The following is a 21,533-nucleotide window of genomic DNA, read 5'->3' on the forward strand; positions in this document are numbered from 1 at the left end:
GCCGCAGCCAAGAATGCTGCCTGGTGCAACATACCGACCGTGAAAGGCCACTTTCGCTTGCCAGAAGTTTCCGCTAGGTCCTGCGCATGGACGGTATGACCAAGGCGGAAGTCGACAGGATCGAGCGGAGCATGATCGCTCATAGCGACCGGCCCATCCGCCCGCGCGACGCGGCAACCCTCATCCTGCTCGACCGCAAGGACGATGACGTGCTGGTTCTGATGGGTCGCCGTCATGCCGGCCACGCGTTCATGCCGGGCAAATTCGTCTTTCCCGGCGGCCGCACCGATCCGACCGACAGCCGCATACCGGTCGTCGCCGCCTTGCACCCGGAGCAGGAAGCCAGGCTGATCGCCGGGCCGGGCCGCACAAGCGCCGCACGAGCCCGCGCCATCGCCCTGTCGGCCATCCGCGAAACCTATGAGGAAGCCGGGCTGCTGATCGGCCGCAAGGGTGCCTTCGCAACCTTCAGGTCCGACTGGCAGGGTTTTGCCGAACACGGCGTGCAACCCTCGCTGGACATGCTGCGCTTCGTCGCGCGCGCGATCACGCCGCCCAACCGGGTGCGCCGCTTCGACACCCGCTTTTTCAGCGCCTGGCGTGACCACGTCGCCGTCGAACTGCCCGGTGGCGGTCCCACCAACGAGCTCGAAGAGCTGGTCTGGCTGCCGCTCGCCAAGGCCAGGGAAGCCGACATACCCGATATCACCCGAATGATCCTGGGCGAGCTGCAAAAGCGCCTCGCCCATGACCCGCTGTTGCGTCCGGGCGGTCCCGTGCCCTTCTACCGGCTTGTCCGCAACCGCTTCACCCGCGAACTTCTCTAGAGCAATTCCAGGAAAGTGTGACGCGGTTTTCCGCCCGGAATTGCGTAAGATCAAAAAGACAGAGTATTCAGCATCTCATGACGGTCGATACCCAACCACAGGGCGACGAACGCGTACACTGGCTGCCGATGGTGGCGGCGATCTCGTCGATCAGCGTCGTCGGCATCGCCATCGGCCTTGGCATGCCATTGCTCAGCGTCATCCTCGAAACGCGCGGCCATTCGGCTTCGATGATCGGCCTCAACACCGCCGTCGCCGGCCTCGCCTCGATCGCCGGTGCGCCGCTGGCGACCCCGCTCGCCATGCGCTTCGGCGTTGCCTGGACAATGATCGCCATGATCGCCGCCGGCGCGCTGGCCTTTGTCGGCTTCCATTTCGCACCCGATTTCTGGATGTGGTTTCCGCTGCGCATCGTGCTGCACATTGCGCTGACGGTGCTGTTCATCCTGTCCGAATTCTGGATCAGCACCTCGGCGCCGCCGCACCGACGCGGCCTTGTGCTGGGCATTTATGCCACTGTCCTGTCGCTCGGCTTTGCCGCCGGACCGTGGCTGTTCGCCCATCTCGGCAGTTCCGGCTTCAGGCCGTTCGGCGTCATCATCGCATTGGTGACGCTGGCGGCCATACCCGTGCTGGCAGCACGCAACGAGAGCCCGTCGATCGCCTCGGATGGCGAAACCAGCAATTTTCTGCGCTACATCTGGCTCGTGCCGTCGGCGACCGCTGCCGTGCTGGTGTTCGGCGCGGTGGAAACCGGCGGCTTTGCGCTGTTCCCGATCTATGGCAGCCGAATCGGCTACTCCGAAGCCGATGCAGCCCTTCTGCTGACCATGATCGGCCTCGGCAATGTGTTGTTGCAGATCCCGATCGGCATGATCAGCGACCGCGTCAGCGATCGCCGCTACCTGCTGATTGCCTGCGCCACGGTCGGTCTTATCGGCACCGTCTTCATGCCCTTCTTCGCCCAGAATTGGCATTTGATGGCCGCGCTTCTGTTCGTCTGGGGCGGCGTCGTCGCTGCCATGTACACGATCGGCCTCGCCCATCTCGGCTCGCAGCTTTCCGGCCATGAACTGGCGTCGGCCAACGCCGCCTTCGTGCTGTGCTACGGCGTCGGCATGGTGCTCGGCCCGCAGGCGATCGGCATCGGCATGGATGCGTTCGGCCCGTCCGGCTTCGGCTGGTCGCTCGGCCTGTTCTTCGCCGCCTATATCGCTTTGGTCGCCGTCAGGTTGGTTCGCAAGATCCTGCTGTAGCGCGACTGTGGCCAGCCATGCATTTGGCACGGCACGGAGACAGGCTGCTGACAGAACCGTGTCAGGAGCACAGGGCTAAAAAGGCGTCCCAAAACACTCGAGGACACTTCCATGATCGACAGCGGCTTTGAAACCACATCGCTACGAATGACACTGCTTCTGCTCGTAACGTTCCAGGCTCCGGCCGCCGACGTCGACCGCATCATGGATGCCGTGGTGGCGATTGCGCCGCTGGCCATGGGCAAATACGACCGCAATGCCTATCAGTCGGCGCACGGCATCGAACGCTACAGGCCGCTTGACGGTGCGGCCGCCGGCGCCGAAACCGAATTGAGACGGCGGCCCGGCACGGTCGAGGTTTCCTTCGAACTGCCGGACGATCAGGCGCTGGCCGCTCGTGTCGTCGAGGCGATTTTCCAAGCACATTCCTATCAGGAACCGGTGATCCGCATTCAACCGATTCTCGCCAGCCGTTCCAAGGGGCTGGACGACCGCGCCAATCCGAATCGCTGGTGGAACACGACCGGAGACTGGAAGAAGGTTGCTGCACCGGCGACAGAAACCGCATGATTTCCGTTCACCAGCAGGCTCAGGCGGATCGCACGAGGCTTGCCGGGCTTGACTTTCCGGGCGCGTTCTTTATGTGTCGCGCCAAGTTTCCCGCGTCCGGGTGTTTCCCCGTGCTCCAGCGGCCAAAACCCCACGAACAAACGGACTGATATCATGGCCAAAGCCGCAAACATCAAGATCAAGCTTCTGTCGACCGCCGACACCGGTTTCTTCTACGTGACCAGCAAGAACAGCCGCACCAAGACCGACAAGCTGTCGTTCCGCAAGTACGACCCGGTCGCCAAGAAGCACGTCGAATTCAAGGAAACCAAGATCAAGTAATCTGGGTTTCCCGCTGCAATGCCGAAACGCCGCCCAATGGGCGGCGTTTTTCGTTTGTAGCCAATTGATTTCGTTGCATCCGAGCAGAGACTCCAGCCAAAGGATTGACCCTTCGCCATGGTTGCGGCACCCTTGGCCGTGGGTTGGGTGTCACGAACAAGGCGCCTATGGATGTCGAAGAAGTTGAAAGCTGCAATCATTGCAGCCCTTGTCGCTCTGGCTGCTGGTTTCGCCGTCAGCAACGGGCTGATAAGCCAGCAGACGGCCGATGAGATCAAGGCCAGGACTGACCAGGTTCTGACTGAGGAAGAGGCCGCACAGCCTGCACCTCAGCCTGACAGCCCCGCCCCGCCTTCCACGGAACCCGCACCGCAGGCTCCGGCCCCTCCCGCCGCGGCACCCCCGCAAGGATCACAACCGGGTCAATGAAGAAGCCCCGCCGGCATGGGCTCCTCTCGTGCGATCGTGCCATCACCATACCTGCTGAGTGTATCGTTTTAATACAATCGCCGATTGGTAGACTTGCGCCACGGATAGGCAGTTAGTTTCAGCGTCAGGCAAAAAGGGGGGAAATGCCTCGCACTGGGAGAAAACGATGTCCGTACAAAAAGGCGACTTTCGAACCAACAGAGCCGACTACGTGATTGCCGCGATGCATGGCGGAGTGACCGCCGAAGACAGCGTTCGAGACGAGAACCTGGCAAGGAGAAAGAAGTCCCTGTGGCTGAAGGAGCGGCGATCGGCCAAGTCGGCTGAGAACCCGTTGGACAGCTCGCCGCTGTCTAAAAGAAGCCCTCGCGGTTAGCGATTTACAATCACCTTCCGCGATCACACCATATCCGCACACAACCCACTCATCCATATTGCAGGTGCCGCCGTCGGTGTTGACTAGCTCCGACGGCGGCCTAGTTCGTGGCGAAATAACCTCCGTTCTTTTGAGAAGACGGCGGGACTAAGGTCTTGTGCTCTACGCGCAAAGGTCCAAGCGGTCCTGTTAGGTTCCGGAAATGTCTCTTGGACGTTCCGCTATTTTATCCAATTGAAATGTAGCGTTACCGTGTATTCCCGCCCGATAACTGCGCCTGATCCGGCTGCCCGCATCCGCCCTGGCTGAGTCCCCTCAGCCGATGCGCTCACCGCTCTTCGGATCGAATAGATGCAGCTGGTGTGGTTCGGCCGCCAACCGTACCTCGTCGCCGGGCTTCACGCCGGCACGGCCCATGGCAAAGACGCAAAGCTGCTGGCTGGCCAGCTTGACGTAGAACTGCGTCGAAAGCCCGAGCGGCTCGACCACCCCCACCTCGCCCTTCAACGCGCCGTCATCCGCCAATTTGATATGCTCGGGCCGCAAACCGACGGTGATGGCGTCACCATCCTTGAGCGGCAGGCCTTCCGGCAGCCTCAGCGCCTGGCCGTCGGTCAGTACGGCCTCCGGGGTAGCGCCCTCCCGAACCGTCGCCGGCAGGAAATTCATGCCGGGTGAACCGATGAAACCGGCGACGAACATGTTGGCCGGCCGATCGTAGAGATCGAGCGGCGCGCCGACCTGCTGGATCAGCCCGTCATGCATGACGACGATCCGGTCGGCCATGGTCATCGCCTCGATCTGGTCGTGCGTGACATAAACCGATGTCGTCTTCAGTTGCTGGTGCAGCGCCTTGATCTCGGCGCGCATATGGACGCGCAGCTTGGCGTCGAGGTTCGACAGCGGTTCGTCGAACAGGAAGACCTTGGGATCCCGCACGATGGCACGGCCCATGGCGACGCGCTGGCGCTGGCCGCCCGACAATTGCCGCGGCAGGCGCTGCAGGAAGGTGTCGAGCCCGAGCCGCTTGGCGGCGCCGTCCACCCTGGCATCGATCGTCGTCTTCTGCGCCTTCTTCAAGAGCAGGCTGAAACCCATGTTCTTCGACACGTCCATATGCGGATAGAGCGCATAGGACTGGAACACCATGGCGATGTCGCGGTCCTTGGGTGCTACGTCGTTGACCAGCCGCTCGCCGATGCGGATCTCGCCGCCGGAAGCCTCCTCCAGCCCGGCGATCATGCGCAAGAGCGTGGACTTGCCGCAGCCTGACGGCCCAACCAGGACGACGAACTCGCCATCGGCGATTTCAAGGTCGACCGCGTGCAGGACGCGGACGGCGCCATAGTCCTTGCGGACCTTTTCGAGCGTAACAGAGGCCATCGATCTATCCTTTGACGGCGCCGGCGGTCAGGCCGGTGACGAGATAGCGTTGCAGGAAGGCGAAGAAGATGCAGACCGGGATCAGCGCCAGGATGGATGCCGCCATCATCTGTCCCCAGTCGACGGCGAACTTGCCGATGAAGGTGAGCAGGCCGACGGCGAAGGTCTTCTGGTCGTCGCTGGAGATCAGCATCAGCGCGAACAGCAATTCGCTCCAGGCGGCGGTGAAGACGAAGCCGAGCGTCGCGCCCATGCCCGGCAGCGTCAGCGGCACGATCACCTTGCGCATCGCCTGCGCGCGGGTGCACCCGTCAATCATCGCCGCCTCCTCCAGGTCCTTCGGGATGCCGTCGAAGAAGGACTGCATCAGGAAGGTGGCAAAGGCCGTGTTGAAGGCGGTGTAGATGATGATCAGCCCGGTCAGGCTGTTGATCAGCCCGATCTGGCCCATCACGCGGTAGATCGGCGGAATGACCATCACCAGCGGAAAGGTCTGGGTCAAAAGCAACATCAGCGCCAGTGCCGCCTTGCCGCGAAAGGTGAAGCGCGACATTGCATAGCCGGCGAGCGTGGCGATGATTGTCACCAGTGCCGCCGTCGATACCGAGACGATGACGCTGTTGAGGAAATAACGCGGAAAATCGGTGGCCTCGAGCACGGTGACGAAGTTCTGCAGCGTCATGTGCGACGGCCAGAAGGTGATGCCTTCGGAATAGAGCAGCCGCTCCGGCGTGACCGAGATTTTTAGCGTCCAGTAGATCGGGAACAAGGCAAAGAGCACGTAAGCCGCGATTGCCGCGTAGAGGCCGATGCCGCCGAAGAAGCGCTGCGAGGTTGAACGCCCTGCGATCATCAGACGTGCCTCACCAGCGTGCGACGGATGCCGATCAGCGCGATCGCATAAGCAATGAGCAGGACCAGCAGCAGCACGGCCACCGCCGAGGCATAGCCCTTGTCCAGCGACTTGAAGGCGCTGACATAGATGTAGACCGGCACCGTGTTGGTCGAGCCGGCGGGTCCGCCCTCGGTCATGACGAAGATCAGGTCGGCGAAGGTGGCGATCCAGATGGTGCGCAACATCACGGTGATGGCGATGGTCGGCGCCAGGAACGGCAGCGTCACCTTGGTGAAGCGCTGCCAGGGCGAGGCTCCATCGATAGCCGCTGCCTCATGCAGTTCCGACGGAATGGATTTCAGTGCCGCCAAGAGCGTGATGGCGAAAAACGGAATGCCGAACCAGATATTGGCGACGATCGGCCCCCACATGGCGGTTGAGGGATCGGACAGCACATTGGTCGGCTCGGCTTTCAGCCCCAACGCAAACAGCCAGTGCGGCAATGGGCCGATGATGGGATTGAACAGCCAGGCCCAGGTCAGGCCCGACAAGAAGGACGGCACCGCCCAGGGCAGGAACACCAGGGCTTGCACGGCCTTGCGGCCGCGAAATGGCTTGTCGAGCAGCAGCGCCAGGCCGAGGCCAAGGAAGAACTGGAAAAACAGACTGGCGACGGTCCACCACAACGTGTTGACCAGCGCCTGCCCCAGCACCTGATCCGACAGCATCGCCTGATACTGCCCGAGCCCGACATATTCGGATTTGAACGCCGAGAACTTGCGGAAGGAGTAGCTGATGCCGACGACCAGCGGCACCAAGAGCACCACGATCAGCAGGATGATCGCCGGGCTGAGATAGAGCCATGGCTCGATTGCGGCATGGGATAGCCGCTTGCGACGCGGCTTGCCGGCGGATCGTATTTCGGACACGGCGTAGGTCATTGGGTGTGGATCTAGCTCCCTGGAGCGGCGTCGGGGACAGCGTCCTTCTCCCCGTCGCTATATGGGGAGAAGATGCCGGTCCACCCTCCGCAGCTGCTGCGGAGGACGGGCAGGCAGATGAGGGCAGCGCGAACCTATCGAGGCGTGGCGCCGCCCCTCATCCGTCACTTCGTGACACCTTCTCCCCGTGAACGGGGAGAAGGGAAGAAAAACTACTTCTTGTTCTTCGCCAGCCAATCCTGCTGTTCCTTGGTCAGGAAGGCAGCCCACTGGTCGGCGACGTCCTTGGCCGTCTTCTGGCCAAGCAGCACTTCCTGAAAATTCTTGATCGCCACCTGGTCGACGAAATTGCCGAGGTTCTCCAGATGCGTCGGCGGGGTGACCATTTCATATTTGGAGCTGTCGCTGAGCTCCGTAAACCAGCCCTTGAACTGCTCCGTCTTGAAATGGGGATCCTGGTCGGCGCCGTTGTGGATCGGGACAACGCCGACTTCCTTGGCCCATTCCAGATTGTCCTTCGGCGACAGAAGCGTCGCCATCAGTTTCCAGGCGTCGTCCTTGTGCTGCGAGTTGGCGAACATCGCCCAGCCGGCATAGCCCAGCGTCGGATAGGATTTGCCGCTCGGCCCGACCGGCAATGGCGCTACCGCGAAATCGTCGGCGCTCATCTTGTCGGCAATGCCGAGCAGCGCGTCCGGATCCTGGTTGAGCATGGCGCAGGTGCCGGAATAGAAGCCGGTGACCGTTTCGTTGAAACCCCAACTCACCGCATCCTTAGGCGCCAGTCCGTCCTTGTACATGTCGGCCAGCATCTGCAGGCCCTTGACCGAGCCTTCTTCGTTGATCGTCGAAGTGCCATCCTCGTTGAAGTAGCCGCCCTTGCCGGCGGCGATGTTCATGAACATGTGCATGCCGTTGAAAGCGCCCGGCCCGCCGCGCAGGCAGTAGCCATATTTGCCCGGCAACGCAGAGATTTTCTTGGCGTCGGCGATGAAATCATCGAGCGTCGCCGGCGGACCATCGAGGCCGGCTTCCTTGAACAGTTTCTTGTTCCAGAACAGCGCGTTCACATAGTAGCCGTAAGGGATCATGAACTGGGTGTTGTTGACGGTCGAGCCGAACTGCTTGGCGCGGTCGCCCAGCGTTTTGGCGTCGTCCCATTTGGCCATATAGGGGCCAAGATCCTCGAGTTGGGCGTTGTTGGCATAGAGGCCCATCCAGCGTTCCGGCATTTCGACGATGTCGGGCGTATCGCCGGCCTGCACCATGGTCAGGAATTTCTCGAAGGCCTGGCCCCAGGGCAGCGAGATCAGCTCGACCTTGATGCCCGGATTGGCTGTTTCGAACTCGGCGATCTGCTTTTTCAGGAACTCGGTGCGTGGCGGGCTGGTGATGACTTCGACCATTTTCAGGGTCGAATCGGCCACGGCATTTCCGGCGGAAATCGCCAGTCCCGCAACGGTGGCAAGCATGACGGTCAGTTTTTTCATGTTCAAGACTCCCATTTTGAACCCGCTTGTTATTTTCTGGCTTTTTCGAAGGCTTGGGCGACATCCGCCCACAGGTCTTCGACACTCTCCAATCCGACATTGAAGCGGATGGTTCGGGGGCTGACGCCGAAGCGCGCCATCGAATTCAGGCCAGGCGTCTGCTCCAGCGACGCCTTGGCCGGCACGACCAGGCTTTCATGCCCGCCCCAGCTGACGCCGATGCGGAAATATTTCATCGCATCGACGAAGACGGGGATGTCGATCTCGTCCGTCACCTCGAAGGAGAACAGACCGGCATAGCCGGCCAGTGTCGCCTTGCCCGGATGGTTCGAATAGACAGGATGGTTGACGCGCTCGACATTGGCATGCGCCTTCAGCCGTTCGGCGATGGTCAGGCCGCTCTTCATGTGGTGCGGCAGGCGCAGCGGCAGCGTGCGCAAGCCGCGCAGCAACAGCCAGGCTTCGAATGGCGACAGCTTGCCGCCGAGATAGGAATAGGTCTGCTCGTTGATGTGCTTGATATGAGCGGCCGAACCCGCGACGACGCCAGCGACGGTGTCGCTGTGGCCGCCAAGGTATTTCGAGGCCGAATGCAGCACCAGGTCGACGCCATGCGCGATCGGCTTCTGGAACACCGGCGTCGCCCAGGAATTGTCGATGGTGGTGACGATGCCCTGTTCCTTGGCCAGCCGTGTCAGATGCGCGATGTCCTGCAGCTCGAACATCATCGAGGTCGGGCTTTCCAGGTAGAGCAGCTTGGCGCCGGGAAGTGCCGCCGCGACCGCATCCGGGTCGGAGCCGTCGACATAGTCGACCTTGATGTTGAGCCGAGGCAACAGCCGCTCGAACAGCCGGTAGGCATCGCCATAGCAATTGCGCACCGCCACGATGCGCTCGCCTGCCCCAACGAACGCAAGCACCGTGGCGCTGATCGCCGCCATGCCGCTGGAAAAGCCGCGCGCGGCTTCTGCGCCCTCAAGCGCTGCCACGCGCGCCTCGAACTCCATCACCGTCGGATTGTCGCCACGCGAATAGATCGGCTGCTTTCGTTTCCCGGCAAAGGTATCGGCCATCTCGGCATAATTGGCGAAGGTGAACAGCGAGGTCTGGTAGATCGGCGGCACCACCGCGCCGCCAGGGAACGGTTCGTCATGCGCCAAGAGTGTCGCGGCCTCGGCAAGATAGTCGTGATCGAAACCTGATGGATGCTCGTTCATGTCTGGCTCGAAAGTTGGAGTTTAGCCGCACCGCGCTTGAGATCGTCTTCGACGGTGGCGATCAGCTTGAGCGCCTCGGCGCGTGCGCCTTGCGGGTCGCGCGCGGCGATGCGTTCGTAGATGGTGCGGTGATAGGGAAAGCTGGCGTGGCCGAAGTCGCGCACGCCGAGCGGATGCTCCCAGAAGCGGTGGAACAACTCGTACATGGCGGCGATGATCTGCTCGAACAGCGGATTACCCGAGGCCCGGTAGATCGCCTGGTGGAACTCCCAATCCTCTTCCGACGACATGCCGTCGCGTGTGCGGAACGCCTGCTCCATGATGTCGAGCTTGCGTGCGATTTCGGCGATATCTGCCTGGCTGGCGCGTTCGGCGCAAAGAGCTGCGGCCTCCGCCTCCAGTGCGCGGCGGATCTCCATCGTCTGCATCAGGCTGGTGAAATCATTGCCGCCCGCCAGCGTCAGCGGCATGTGCAGCATATCGTGTGAAACAGCCGCCTTGAGATAGGTGCCGCTGCCCTGGCGCCTCTCGACGAGGCCGAGCCCTTCCCAGCGCGTCAGTGCCTCGCGCACGGTGTTCCGGCTGACCTTCAGCCGCTCGGCCAGAATGCGTTCGGTTGGAAGTCTCTCACCCGGCTGCAGGGCTTCGGCGCGAACAAATCCCACCAACGCCTTCAACACGGCGTCGTCGCGAGCCGAGGTCTGGATGGGTGGCAGGCTGTTCTGGTCCACATTTCCTCCAAGTGGTCCAATGGTCCAACCAATTTCTGCACAGAAGAAAACTCCTGTCAACCAGCTGTCAGGAGCCCTGTCGGAGGGAGCGACGAAATGCTTTCAAGGCGGTCGCGCGATCGCGCTTCGACATGTCTGCTAACCTGCGGCAGCAGGCGACCCGAACCAGGTGGTCAGCGCGTCCACCAGCCCCTGTTGGGTTCCCGCCCCGGCCCAAGCCACATAACCATCGGGCCGGACCAAGACCGCGTCGGGCGCAACGACCGTCCCGAGAGCCGGGAGGTCCCAGATACCGGCGTAACCGGCGTCGATCTGCCGGACCCGATCAGCCCAGGGCGTGATGTCCAGCCTGCCTTGCTCACCGAAGTTGAGCAGCACGGGCCGCGCGTCGTGCAGCAAGGTGAAGACCCGCAACGGTCCGCCAGCGGTGGTCAGATCGAGATCGGGCATTCGCCGCCCAAGCAGTGGATGCCCCTCGCCAAGGTCGTAATGGACACCCAAACCAGACATCTCCGCGGCGATTTTCTTGCGGGCTTCATCCATGCCGAGCAACTCGGCAACAGTGTCGGCCAAGGCCTTGCTGCGGTCATCCGTGCGGCGAAGCGCGACCTGTGCCATCGTATTGCGCAACACGCGGGCGGCAACCGGATGACGCTCGGCGTGATAGCTGTCGAGCAGGCTTTGCGGCGATATCCCCTTGATGACTTGGGCCAGCTTCCATCCAAGATTCACCGCATCCTGCACGCCGATGTTGAGGCCCTGCCCACCCATTGGCGGATGGATGTGCGCGGCATCACCCGCCAGCAGCACGCGCCTGTCGCGGTATGCGGCAGCATGGCGCGTCATGTCGGTGAAGCGGGAGAGCCAGGTCGGGCTGTGGACCCCGAAGTCGGTGCCGTAGATGGCAGTCAGCGCCTCGCTGAGCTCGCGCAGGGTCGGGTCGCCGCGCGCCTCCAGGTTCGGTTCCGTCAGCACGACGCCAACTTTTTTGCCGTCCTCGATCTTACCCAGGGCATGAATTCCGAAGGCGTTGCTGCGGAAGCCCCATTCCGGCTCTTCCGATATCTCGACCTCGGCAATCATCCAGCTCATCGTCGGATCCCATCCGGCGAACTCAATACCGGCTGATTTGCGAACGGTGCTGCGGCCTCCGTCGCAACCAACCAGATATGTCGTCTTCAGCCGGTGGCCGTTGGACAGTTTGACATCGACGCCGCTGGCGTCCTGGGCAAACCCCGCAACCTCGTGTCCGCGATAGATCGGCACCTTGAACTCGCCGACCCAGTCGGCCAGGATGCGCTCGATGTGGTTTTGCCGCAGCGCCAGCAGATAATTGTGGCGCGTGGGAAAATCGCTGATGTCTAACCGGATCATGTGGAAGCCCACGGACGGCGATATCTGTCCCTGTGAAAGAAACCGATCCGCAATTCCGCGCTGGTCGAGCACCTCAAGAGTGCGCGCATGCAGGCCGCCAGCGCGCAATCCTGCCAGTTTCTGATCCGGTCGCCTTTCGACAATGGCAACGTCCACGCCTGCCAGCGCCAGTTCGCCTGCCAGCATCAATCCCGTCGGACCACCCCCGGCGATCACAACCGCATGATCTGAAATCATTATCATAACTCCCGTTTTCCGCACCCTGGCTTGGGTCGCGGTTTTACGGGAGGAGCCGGGTCTTGCCGCAAGCCTCTTGTGCGCCATATGTATGAAATGGAAGGGGTATTCTTCCCCTCATCGTTGGCTGCCCTCACAGCGAAACTGTGTAGGAACGGCTAGAACGGGTGTTCCGATTTCACCTGCAGAAACGCAGATTCCTCCGTGCTTTGGCACGTTCTGATGTTCTTTTGGAGAGAAGGGGGCCGGTCGGCGTTTGGCAGCGGTACGAGGAGGCCACTATGTGCCAGCGCCGGCCGGCCGACCCCACGGACCCAGGAGATGCGGCGGACCTGAGCATCATGGGGTATTCCCAGGGATCGGAGCCGGCTTTCTATCCTCGTGCCGGCTTCGTCTTGGCCTGCACAGTTGCGCAAGAGCTTATGAAAATCAACAGTTTCTTAACCAAGGCTCGCGAATCGCTTGGATTAAGGTAAACGGGTAACCCTGTCGGGTTGACTGGATATTCGGAGCCTTGGCCGGTTATGCGGCTTTGGCAACAACCCGGTTGCGGCCGCCGCTCTTGGCTTCGTAGAGCGCGAGATCGGCACGCTTCATCAGCGCCGCCACCGTGTCCACGCCTTTCAGCACCGACGACACGCCGACGCTGACCGTGACTTCGATCGCCTTGCCGTCCTGGCCGATGGCAAAAGCTGCCTGGGCGATTTCGGCGCGAATGCGCTCGGCTACCTTCTCGGCCACCGCGCCCTCGGTGTCCGGCATCACCACGACGAACTCCTCCCCGCCAAAACGGCAGGCAAGGTCGATACCCCTGACATTCTTGCGCAGCCGCCGTGCGAATTCCCGCAGAACCTCGTCGCCGCCGTCATGACCGTGCACGTCGTTGATCGCCTTGAAGCGGTCGAGGTCGGTGATCATCACCGACAGCGGCCGGCGCCGCGCCACGGCGCGATCGAACAGCGTCTGCAGATGGCTGTCCAGATAGCGGCGGTTGTGCAGCCCGGTCAGTCCATCGGTCACCGCCATTTCGATGGTCTGGGTGACGCTGGCGCGCAGCTGGTCGTTGTAGCGCTTGCGGCGCACCTGGGTGCGCAGCCGCGCCGTCAACTCCTGCTGGTCGATCGGCCGCATCAGATAATCATTGATGCCGAGTTCGAGGCCGCGGATGATGCGTTCCTCCTCGCCCTCCTCCGCCAGCAGGATGATCGGCACGAAACGGGTGCGATCGAGCGAGCGCAACTGCGAACAGAGCCTCAGCGGATCGAAATCGGCGAACGCGGTCGAGATCATCACGCATTCATAGGACGTCTCGGCGGCCTGGAAGAAACCGGCATGCGGATCATGTGTGACGTCGAGATCGGCCCGGTCGCGCAGCATCTTCTGGATGCGCTCGACGGATGATTTGCGTTCGTCGATCAAAAGCACTTTGGGCGTCGTGTCCTCGGATGCGAAATTACGGCTGAGCAACTCCTCGATGCCGATGTTGCGCGTCGTCGAGGCGCGCAGCCGCAACTCGTCGGTCAGCGACTTCAGGCGAACCAGGCTCTTGACTCGCGTCATCAGTTGCAGATCGTTGACCGGCTTGGTCAGGAAGTCGTCGGCGCCGGCCTCGAGCCCGCGGACGCGGTCGGAAACCTGGTCGAGCGCGGTGATCATCACCACCGGAATGTGCGATGTCGCCGGATCGCTCTTCAGCCGCCGACAGACCTCGAAGCCGTCCATGTCCGGCATCATCACGTCGAGCAGCACGACATCGACCTTGCCGTTCTCGCAGGTCTCGATCGCATCCGGCCCGTTGGTGGCGGTCAGCACTTCGAAATATTCGGCCAGCAGCCGGACTTCCAGCAGCCGCACATTGGCAGGGATGTCGTCGACGACGAGGATCCGCGCAGTCATTTCACAAGGCTCCGGCTCGGCTGAAAGGGCACATCACGCATCGCCCAGATAGGATTTGATGGTTTCGATGAAACGCGGCACCGAGATCGGCTTCGAAATATAAGCCTCGCAGCCGCCCTGGCGGATACGTTCCTCGTCACCCTTCATGGCGAAGGCGGTCACCGCAATGACCGGGATGACGTGCAGCTCGTCGTCTTCCTTCAGCCATTTGGTCACTTCAAGCCCCGACACTTCAGGCAATTGGATATCCATCAGGATCAGATCCGGCCGGTGCTGGCGCGCCAGATCGAGCGCTTCCAGACCGTTGCGGGTGCGCACGGTCTCGTAACCGCTTGCCTCGATGAGGTCCCGAAAGAGCTTCATATTGAGCTCATTGTCCTCGACGATCATAACCTTCTTCGGCATCGATTTCCCGTCCCGGCTGCCCTTCCGCTTCGAAGGCGACCGTCATGCGCCCATGTCTGAACGCACCAAACCCTGCTTCACTTTACGGCAATATGATTGACGAAACGGAAATCCACCGTGCGAAAAGCTGTTTGGATTCCACCTCGGGCGCCGCTCTAACCGCTTGCCGCCAGCAACTCTTGCCATTATTGCGGGAGAGACTCATTCCACGCACCGAAGGTAGTGATGGCAAACGCAGCGTCAATGCGTGAAGAAGCGGAATCGATTGCCGTGAAGGCCCTGGGCTTCGTCGCCTCCGATCCGGAGCTGCTGCCGCGCTTTCTGGCGATCACCGGCATAGAGGCGCATTCAATCCGCAAAGCCGCCAGCGAACCGGGATTCATGGCCGGTGTGCTGCAGTTCATTCTTGCCCACGAGCCGACGCTGATGCGCTTTGCCGAGGAAACCGGCACGCCGCCGGCTGCTGTCGGCAAGGCGCTGCGGTCGCTGCCGCTGGGCGACGACAACCACGAGCATTCCATATGAGCGATGATCCGGAAACCGCGCGCCAGATTGAAGAACTGGTAGCCGACGACCGACCCTTGCTTGTCCTCGATGTCGACGATGTCGTGCTCGAATTCATCCGGCCGTTTCCGAATTTCCTCAAGGCGCGCGGCTATGGCCTGACGCTGGCCTCGTTTCGGCTGACCGGCAACATAGCAGAGACCGCTAGCGGCCGCCTGATCGAACAGCCCGAAGTCACGGCACTGCTGGCCGATTTCTTTGACGCGCAAGCCGATTGGCAAAACATTACTGACGGCGCTGCAGAAGCCCTGGCAGGGTTTGGCGACCGCGCGGAAATCGTTTTGCTGACGGCCATGCCGCACAAGCACCGTGCCGTGCGTCGCGTCCATCTCGACGCGCTTGGACTGAGCTATCCGCTTCTGACCACTGAAATGGCCAAAGGACCGGCGGTGGCCAAGCTTCGCGGCAGGGCCGGCCGACCGGTGGTTTTCGTCGACGATCAGCCGCACAATCTGGCGTCGGTACGGGAATCGGTCGCCGACGCCGAACTGTTCCACCTGATGGCCGACAATTCGCTGCGCGCATTCCTGCCGCCGGTGACGGACGATGTGGTCGTCGTCCAGGACTGGCACGAGGCAGCGCCCAAGATTCAAAGCGCGCTGGGGCTCTGAACTCCAGCTTCAGGGGTTCAGTTCGCACCTGCGCCGCCGCTGTCGTCTCCGCTGTCATCGGCGCCGTCACCATCATCCACGCTGTCGTCCACGGCCGGATCGGCGGGCTTCAGCATGACGCCATTGACGGTGACCGAGCCATCGGCCTTGGCATTGACGATCCATTCCAGCCGGCCATCGGGCAGCGTCTTGCCAAAGCCCTTCGCCATGAGAGCGACTGGCACGTATTGGCCAACCTCCGGTTCCGACTTTGCCGCTTGCTGCAGGCCTTCGACAAGCTTGTCGAAGCCGGCGACATTGACGGTCACGCTACCTTCGGGCTTTTCGCCTGGGAATGTCATCTCGCCTTCCAGCGCGATCTCCGTGTCCTTGTTCTTCAGGGTGCTGTGGCCAAGCACGACCTTCGGCATCCTGGCCATGAAGTCGACTTTAAGTTGCTCGCCGAATTCGGCCGACAGCGGCGGATTCTTATTGAGATCAAAGGCTTCGATCGCCTTCTTCGCCATGCTGTCGAGATCGATATTGGCGCCGCCAAAGTTCAAATCGACATCGGTGGGCAACAACCCCACGCTCCAGCTCGGCAGAAGCTGGGTCGGCACGGTCAGCCCCGATGCCTTGATGCCGTACGTGATCGTGCCGTTCTGGGCCACGCCATCGGTGCCGAACACGGTGCTGAGCTGGGTGGCGCCGAAATTGCCGACCGGGCTTTCCACCTCGAAATCCTTGAAACCGTAGGTCCCGTCGATACGCTGCCAAAGCGGCAAGGCGGCGAGCAGAAGCGATTTGAGCTGCGCCTGGTTGTCCTTCAGCGTCGCCTCGTCCTCGTTGGCCACCGCAAATGCCAGGAGATCGAGCAATGGCTTGGTCCGCACGCCCTTGCCGCTGGCTTCGACCGACAATTCCGGCGACCTGACGGTGACCGGGAATTTCAGCCCGCTCTCGGGGTCATCGAAATTGATCGCTTCGACAAAACTCGACACCTTCTGCGAGGTTGTGAAATCGACGCCCCCGGTCGCCGACTTGGTCGCGGCAACGGTCGCGATGCCGGCGCCCGTGCTGGCTTCCATGTGCTGCTTGGCATCCTTCGATGCCATCGTCATGCCGGCGATCGAGCTGGTGCCGCTGGTAAAGGCCGCCAGATTTGGATCGTAGACGCCCGAACCCTTGCCGTCCTTGATCGAAAACTGAGTGCTTTGCAGCCCCTCGGGTCCGTTGAACTCGAAGGAGGCGGTTTGGGAGAAATCCATGGAGACATCCCAGGACCCGTCGCTGCGCGGCTTGACCATCAAGGCATAGGGCGCGAAGTCGAACTTCAGCAGTTTCTGGTCCGGAAATGATGCGGCAAGTGCCTTGAAATCGAACACGATCTTGTAGGCGCCACCTTCGAGCGAAACCTTCAAAATGCCTTTGTCGATGGCCTGCTTGCCGACATAGCGGGACAAGTCGTCGGACAATTGCTTCGCACCCTGACTGTCGGCGGTCTGGCTGAAAGCAGGGGCACTCAACGCAAGAAGGAACACGAATGGCAGGGCACGGTTCACGCGAATTCTCCGTTTGACCTAGAAGAAAGACTTTGTCCGTCTGGTATGAAATTACCGCTGCAACCGCAAGGTGAGATCGACAACGGCACCCGGGCAGACCATCTCGATCAAAGCACCAGCCGCATCAGCGGGCGACCGGCCTTGCGTTCCACCAGCCGCTCGAAACCCGCCTTCTCGAAGACCCGTGACGAACCGACGAACAGGCCGATCGAGCGCGAATCGCGAGACAGGTCCATCGGGCACGCCTCCAGCAGCCGGGCCCCATTCTGGCGGGCGAAACCTATGCCGCCTTCGACGAGGCGATGCGTGATGCCCCTGCCGCGCGCCTTGGCGCGGATGAAGAAGCAGGAGATCGCCCAAACGGCCGCATCCCCCGCGTCGGCAGGATCGACCGGTGCCGACCCCCTGCCCTGATTGTTCCATTCGGGCACGTCGGCGCGCGGTCCGATCTGCATCCAGCCAACCGCCTGGCCATCCTCGAATGCCAGCAGTCCGGGCGGCGGGCCGGCTTCGATACGCGCCTTGATGTGGTCCTTGTTGCGTTCCCGGCTGCTCTCGCGGCGCATCGCCGGCGCCAGCCGGAAATGCGTGCACCAGCAGCCGTAGCAGGCGCCTTGCTTGCCGAAGAGGTCCTCGAATTCAGCCCAAAGCTCGGGCGCAAGCGGCGCTATGGTCGTGCTCATGCGTTCTCCCCAGGCCAGCCTTGTCGCTGGCCTTGCACTGTCGTACCATTGCTTCTGTTCTCTTTATGTTCGCAGCGATGGCGGCCCCTGTCAACAATCCCGATCACGGTTTTTGCCGCGACTGCCTGATGTTTCAGCGCAGCCCGACGCGCCGCTGCGAGCGCTGCGGCAGCCCCCGGCTTGTGCGTCATCCCGAGCTTTACCGGCTGCATCTGGCCCATATCGATTGCGACGCCTTCTATGCGGCGATCGAAAAGCGCGACAATCCGGCGCTCAAGGACAAGCCGCTGATCATCGGCGGCGGCAAGCGCGGCGTCGTCTCCACCGCCTGTTACATCGCCCGCATCCAGGGCGTCCGCTCGGCCATGCCGATGTTCAAGGCGCTCGAAGCCTGCCCGGAGGCGGTCGTCATCAGCCCCAACATGGAAAAATACGTGCGCGTCGGCCGCGAAGTGCGCGCCATGATGCAAGCGCTGACACCGCTGGTCGAGCCGCTGTCGATCGACGAGGCGTTTCTCGACCTCGCCGGCACCGAACGACTGCACGGCCTGCCGCCTGCTGTGGTGCTGGCGCGCTTCGCGCAGACCGTCGAGAAGGAGATCGGCATCACCGTTTCGGCCGGCCTGTCCTATTGCAAGTTCCTTGCCAAGATTGCGTCTGATTTTCGCAAGCCGCGCGGTTTCTCGGTCATCGGCGAGGCCGAGGCAGTCGGCTTCCTGGCGGCGCAGCCGGTGACCATGATCTGGGGTGTCGGAAAGGCATTCAACGCCACCCTGGAGCGTGACGGCATCCGCACTATCGGCCAGTTGCAGCAGATGGATCGCGGCGACCTGATGCGCCGCTACGGCACGATGGGCGACCGGCTCTACCACCTTTCGCGCGGCGAGGACGTCCGCCGCGTCGATCCCGACCAGGATGCCAAGAGCGTATCGGCCGAAACCACCTTCGACACCGACATCGCGTCGCTAGAGGAACTGGTCGCGGTTCTCAGGGGTCTTTCGGAAAAGGTTTCGGCACGGCTGAAAAAGTCAGGCATTGCCGGGCGCACTGTGGTGCTGAAACTGAAGAGCCAGGATTTCAAGCTGCGCACGCGCAATCGCCAGCTCGGCGATCCGACCCGGCTCGCCGACCGCATCTTTCAGACCGGGGTGGAGCTTCTGCGCAAGGAAACCGACGGCACGAAATATCGGCTGCTCGGCATCGGTGTCAGCGACCTCTCGGACGACGACAAGGCCGACCCGCCCGATCTGGTCGACATCCAATCGCGCAAGCGCGCCATGGCCGAAGGCGCCATCGATGCCCTCCGCGACAAGTTCGGCCGCAAGGCGGTGGAAACCGGCTACACATTCGGCAAGGGCCGCGACGCCCATCCGCCGGAGCCGCTCGAGGATTAGGTGCGCTGCAGATCAATCCTGCTCGTCACCACGCTCTTGCCGGTTTTCGGGTCGGTGTCGATGACGGTCAGCCGCATGCCGTTCTCGCCGCGTTTCTCGACCTTCATCTGCGCCCTTCGGTCGCCATTGACCTCCTTGGCCCAGCGAATGCCCAGGTTGATCGCGTTGCCCGAACGGCTGCCGTTGAGCTGTGCCGGTCCCGTGCGAGAGCCGACATAGGTGCCGCTGTATTTGGCGCCGCTGGCCTTCAGATCCGCGCTGATGGCACGCGTGACCACGACAAGCCCCCGGCAATTGCCGTCGAGCGACAGGGAGGTCGATGTCGCGTTCGAGCTGAACGTGCAGGACACGTTCACGGTCGGCGCATCGGTGGTGACCTTGACGATACCCCTGCCGGCGAAATTGCCCTTGAACGACTGGAGAAATTGCGTCTCGTCGGCATGTGCCGCGCCTGCCGCAACCAGTAAACCGCCGGCAAGCGCGAATTGCGCGAAGGATCTCATCGAAGCTCTCCCTGTCGATCTTCAAAAAGGCGGGACGGTCCGCCAGCACGGCTGACCATCGGGATTCAACGCCACTTGCCGTTTCAGGTTCCGCCCGCCACATGACTGTTTTACAATATCCAGCCAGTCGCGACTGGCCCAGAAGAATGCCTTGCGTAGCGATTGCGGCAGAAGTCCTGGCCTGCGACATAGCGCGAATGGCACCCACACCCTCGATCCCCAAGGCCGCGTTCTGGATGGCGCTGTCGATCGCTTCCTTCCTTGGGATGACGGTCGCCGGCCGAGCCACGACAGCGGAGCTCAACGTCTTCCAGGTGCTGGAGTTGCGCTCTGTGATCGGCTTCTTCATCCTTCTGCCGCTGGTGATGACGAGTGGCGGCTTTCAAGCCATGCGCACGCGGCGCCCCATTGCCCATATCGCCCGCAACGTCATCCACTACACGGGCCAGGCGGCCTGGCTCTACGCCCTCACTTTGATCCCGCTGGCCGTGCTGATCTCGATCGAATTCACCACGCCGATCTGGACAGCTATCCTGGCGGTGATTTTTCTTGACGAAAGGCTCAACCGGCCCAAGCTGGCAGCGATCGGGCTGGGGCTGATCGGCGTGGTGATCATCGTGCGCCCCGGTGTCGGCTCGATCGATCCTGGACATCTCGTCGTGCTGGGTGCCGCGGCCTGCTTCGGCATCTCGGTGGTCACGATCAAATCGCTGACCCGGACGGACAGCGTCGTGCGCATCATCTGCTGGATGCTGATTATCCAGTCGATAGTCGGTCTCATCCCGGCGCTCTATACGTGGCGCAACCCGCCACTGGAGCTGTGGCCATGGATCGTGCTGATCGCCTTCACCGGCATGTCGTCGCATTTCTGCATGGCCCGTGCGCTTGGTCATGCCGACGCGACTATCGTCTCGCCGATGGATTTCCTGCGCGTGCCGCTGTCGGCGCTGATTGGCTGGCTGCTCTATAGCGAGCAGATCGACGCCTTCACCGCTGGTGGCGCGCTGCTGATCCTGATGGGCAATCTGCTCAATCTTCAGCGCAGGCCAATGAAGCCGGCCGAAGTGGCGGCGTCGTAGTCCCGCCGGCCGTCAGTTCCCTTCGTCGGGTATGTTGAGGAGATGGCCGCAGGCCTTGCAATGCACGGCGTCCGGCTCGTGCCGCCGCAGGCCGCACTGCGGACAGGGAAACAAAACCTTGGCTGGCCGGAAGATCGCCTGAGCCAGTCTGACAAACAGCGATATGCCGATGATCATGGTGACGATTGCCGTCAGCTTGCCGGCTATGCCCGGCAGCACAATGTCGCCGAAGCCGGTCGTCGTCACCGTGGCGACGGTGAAATAAAGCGCGTCGATATAGTTCTCCAGGCCGGCGCCAGTGCGGAAGAAGAACGTGTAGACGAAGCCGGTGATGACAAACAGGAAGGTCAAGAGGTTGATGACCGCGTGGCTGGCCTCGCGCCACGGCCGCAGGCCGCGCATCTCCAGATGCCGCCAGAGCGAACCGCTGCGCGACAGCGACCACAGCCGCAGGATGCGCAGGAAGGCGAGATTGGCGAACGCCGTCGGCATCAGCAGCGTCAAAAGGATGAAGACATCGACCCACGACGTCGGCTGCTTCATCAGCCGCAGCATGTTTTTGGAGGCAAGCAGCCGGGCGACCAGGTCCGCGGCGACAAGCGCGGCCGCCGAATAGTCGAGCCAGAGGAATGACGGCTTGTCCTGAAGAACCGGCGTCGCGATGAAGAAAGCGATGATGGCGAGGTCGATGACGACGGCCACCAGTTGGAACCGGAAAGCGGCCGGCGTGCGCCCATGATAGAGCCTGCGCAGCCTGTCACGCAGCCGCGCCAAGGTTGAAACCGTCTGCGACCCGTTCCTCTGTGCCGGCTTCATGCTGACTGCGCTGGCGTTCGCGGCAGCGACCGCCCGGCTGATTGCCGCGCGCGA

22 protein-coding genes are annotated in these 21,533 nt (G+C 62.2%); 9 read left to right on the top strand and 13 right to left on the bottom strand.

Translation table 11 applies throughout. From position 1 onward, the window contains the following. Positions 1-86 precede the first annotated feature (86 nt). The 5 genes from NKI66_RS08810 (at position 87) to NKI66_RS08830 (ending at position 3,779) form a co-directional block, all read left to right on the top strand. Positions 87-827, top strand: coding sequence for an NUDIX hydrolase (locus NKI66_RS08810; RefSeq protein ID WP_352751461.1), 741 nt, complete (start codon positions 87-89; stop codon positions 825-827). A 77-nt stretch (positions 828-904) separates the two neighbouring features. Then, a complete protein-coding gene (locus tag NKI66_RS08815; RefSeq protein WP_023810543.1) occupies positions 905-2,083 on the top strand; it encodes an MFS transporter in 1,179 nt (392 codons plus the stop codon). A 111-nt stretch (positions 2,084-2,194) separates the two neighbouring features. After that, positions 2,195-2,653 carry a YqfO family protein gene (locus tag NKI66_RS08820; RefSeq protein WP_023810542.1) on the top strand — a complete coding sequence of 153 codons (459 nt, stop codon included), beginning with the start codon at positions 2,195-2,197 and terminating at the stop codon, positions 2,651-2,653. A 153-nt stretch (positions 2,654-2,806) separates the two neighbouring features. Continuing rightward, entirely contained in the window at positions 2,807-2,974 is a 168-nt protein-coding gene (gene rpmG / locus NKI66_RS08825) for a 50S ribosomal protein L33 (RefSeq protein WP_006201775.1), read from the top strand. Between the two features lie 595 nt (positions 2,975-3,569). Next, positions 3,570-3,779, top strand: a complete 210-nt coding sequence (locus NKI66_RS08830) for a hypothetical protein (protein WP_013531922.1) — start codon at positions 3,570-3,572, stop codon at positions 3,777-3,779. 315 nt (positions 3,780-4,094) lie between these two features. Here NKI66_RS08830 and NKI66_RS08835 read toward each other — a convergent pair whose 3' ends face one another. From NKI66_RS08835 to NKI66_RS08875, 9 genes are all read right to left on the bottom strand, one after another. Next, positions 4,095-5,162, bottom strand: a complete 1,068-nt coding sequence (locus NKI66_RS08835; protein WP_352751463.1) for an ABC transporter ATP-binding protein — start codon at positions 5,160-5,162, stop codon at positions 4,095-4,097. A 4-nt stretch (positions 5,163-5,166) separates the two neighbouring features. Then, positions 5,167-6,015: a carbohydrate ABC transporter permease gene (locus NKI66_RS08840; RefSeq protein WP_027036797.1), complete on the bottom strand. Its 849-nt coding sequence runs from the start codon at positions 6,013-6,015 to the stop codon at positions 5,167-5,169. Next, on the bottom strand, positions 6,015-6,938 hold the full coding sequence (locus NKI66_RS08845) for a carbohydrate ABC transporter permease (RefSeq protein WP_128303391.1): 924 nt from the start codon (positions 6,936-6,938) through the stop codon (positions 6,015-6,017). Before NKI66_RS08845 ends, NKI66_RS08840 begins: the two co-directional genes overlap by 1 nt. Before the next feature lie 212 nt (positions 6,939-7,150). Continuing rightward, positions 7,151-8,428, bottom strand: coding sequence for an ABC transporter substrate-binding protein (locus NKI66_RS08850; protein WP_127296148.1), 1,278 nt, complete (start codon positions 8,426-8,428; stop codon positions 7,151-7,153). Between the two features lie 29 nt (positions 8,429-8,457). Continuing rightward, positions 8,458-9,645, bottom strand: coding sequence for a PLP-dependent transferase (locus NKI66_RS08855; RefSeq protein WP_352751465.1), 1,188 nt, complete (start codon positions 9,643-9,645; stop codon positions 8,458-8,460). After that, entirely contained in the window at positions 9,642-10,376 is a 735-nt protein-coding gene (locus NKI66_RS08860) for a FadR/GntR family transcriptional regulator (RefSeq protein ID WP_352751466.1), read from the bottom strand. The genes NKI66_RS08855 and NKI66_RS08860 overlap by 4 nt, the downstream gene beginning before the upstream one ends. A gap of 138 nt (positions 10,377-10,514) precedes the next feature. Continuing rightward, a complete protein-coding gene (locus tag NKI66_RS08865; RefSeq protein WP_352751468.1) occupies positions 10,515-11,987 on the bottom strand; it encodes an FAD-dependent monooxygenase in 1,473 nt (490 codons plus the stop codon). 522 nt (positions 11,988-12,509) lie between these two features. Next, complete coding sequence (locus tag NKI66_RS08870) at positions 12,510-13,883, bottom strand: PleD family two-component system response regulator (protein WP_352751470.1); 1,374 nt, start codon at positions 13,881-13,883, stop codon at positions 12,510-12,512. 33 nt (positions 13,884-13,916) lie between these two features. Then, positions 13,917-14,288, bottom strand: coding sequence for a response regulator (locus NKI66_RS08875; protein ID WP_013531932.1), 372 nt, complete (start codon positions 14,286-14,288; stop codon positions 13,917-13,919). Between the two features lie 225 nt (positions 14,289-14,513). On the opposite strand from NKI66_RS08875, the gene NKI66_RS08880 reads away from it, so the two are divergent. Then, complete coding sequence (locus NKI66_RS08880; protein ID WP_127296144.1) at positions 14,514-14,813, top strand: DUF3572 domain-containing protein; 300 nt, start codon at positions 14,514-14,516, stop codon at positions 14,811-14,813. Continuing rightward, positions 14,810-15,463, top strand: coding sequence for a hypothetical protein (locus NKI66_RS08885; RefSeq protein ID WP_352751472.1), 654 nt, complete (start codon positions 14,810-14,812; stop codon positions 15,461-15,463). The genes NKI66_RS08880 and NKI66_RS08885 overlap by 4 nt, the downstream gene beginning before the upstream one ends. 17 nt (positions 15,464-15,480) lie before the next feature. On the opposite strand, the gene NKI66_RS08890 is transcribed toward NKI66_RS08885, so the two are convergent. Both NKI66_RS08890 and NKI66_RS08895 read right to left on the bottom strand, forming a co-directional pair. Beyond that, on the bottom strand, positions 15,481-17,004 hold the full coding sequence (locus NKI66_RS08890) for a hypothetical protein (RefSeq protein WP_352751473.1): 1,524 nt from the start codon (positions 17,002-17,004) through the stop codon (positions 15,481-15,483). A 107-nt stretch (positions 17,005-17,111) separates the two neighbouring features. Beyond that, a complete protein-coding gene (locus tag NKI66_RS08895; RefSeq protein WP_023810530.1) occupies positions 17,112-17,687 on the bottom strand; it encodes a GNAT family N-acetyltransferase in 576 nt (191 codons plus the stop codon). Positions 17,688-17,752: 65 nt separating this feature from the next. Between NKI66_RS08895 and NKI66_RS08900 the strand changes: the two genes are divergently transcribed. Further along, a complete protein-coding gene (locus tag NKI66_RS08900; RefSeq protein WP_352751475.1) occupies positions 17,753-19,081 on the top strand; it encodes a DNA polymerase IV in 1,329 nt (442 codons plus the stop codon). Here NKI66_RS08900 and NKI66_RS08905 read toward each other — a convergent pair. Beyond that, entirely contained in the window at positions 19,078-19,584 is a 507-nt protein-coding gene (locus NKI66_RS08905; protein ID WP_352440262.1) for a hypothetical protein, read from the bottom strand. The two genes, NKI66_RS08900 and NKI66_RS08905, sit on opposite strands and share 4 nt — an antisense overlap. Positions 19,585-19,781: 197 nt before the next feature. Here NKI66_RS08905 and NKI66_RS08910 point away from each other — a divergent pair, with 197 nt between their 5' ends. Next, on the top strand, positions 19,782-20,663 hold the full coding sequence (locus tag NKI66_RS08910) for a DMT family transporter (RefSeq protein ID WP_352552931.1): 882 nt from the start codon (positions 19,782-19,784) through the stop codon (positions 20,661-20,663). 12 nt (positions 20,664-20,675) lie between these two features. On the opposite strand, the gene NKI66_RS08915 is transcribed toward NKI66_RS08910, so the two are convergent. After that, on the bottom strand, positions 20,676-21,479 hold the full coding sequence (locus NKI66_RS08915; protein WP_352751476.1) for a potassium channel family protein: 804 nt from the start codon (positions 21,477-21,479) through the stop codon (positions 20,676-20,678). Positions 21,480-21,533: the final 54 nt, after the last annotated feature.

Origin of the sequence: Mesorhizobium sp. M0518 (genome assembly GCF_040321125.1) — a bacterium.
In the GTDB taxonomy this organism is placed as follows: Bacteria; Pseudomonadota; Alphaproteobacteria; order Rhizobiales; family Rhizobiaceae; genus Mesorhizobium.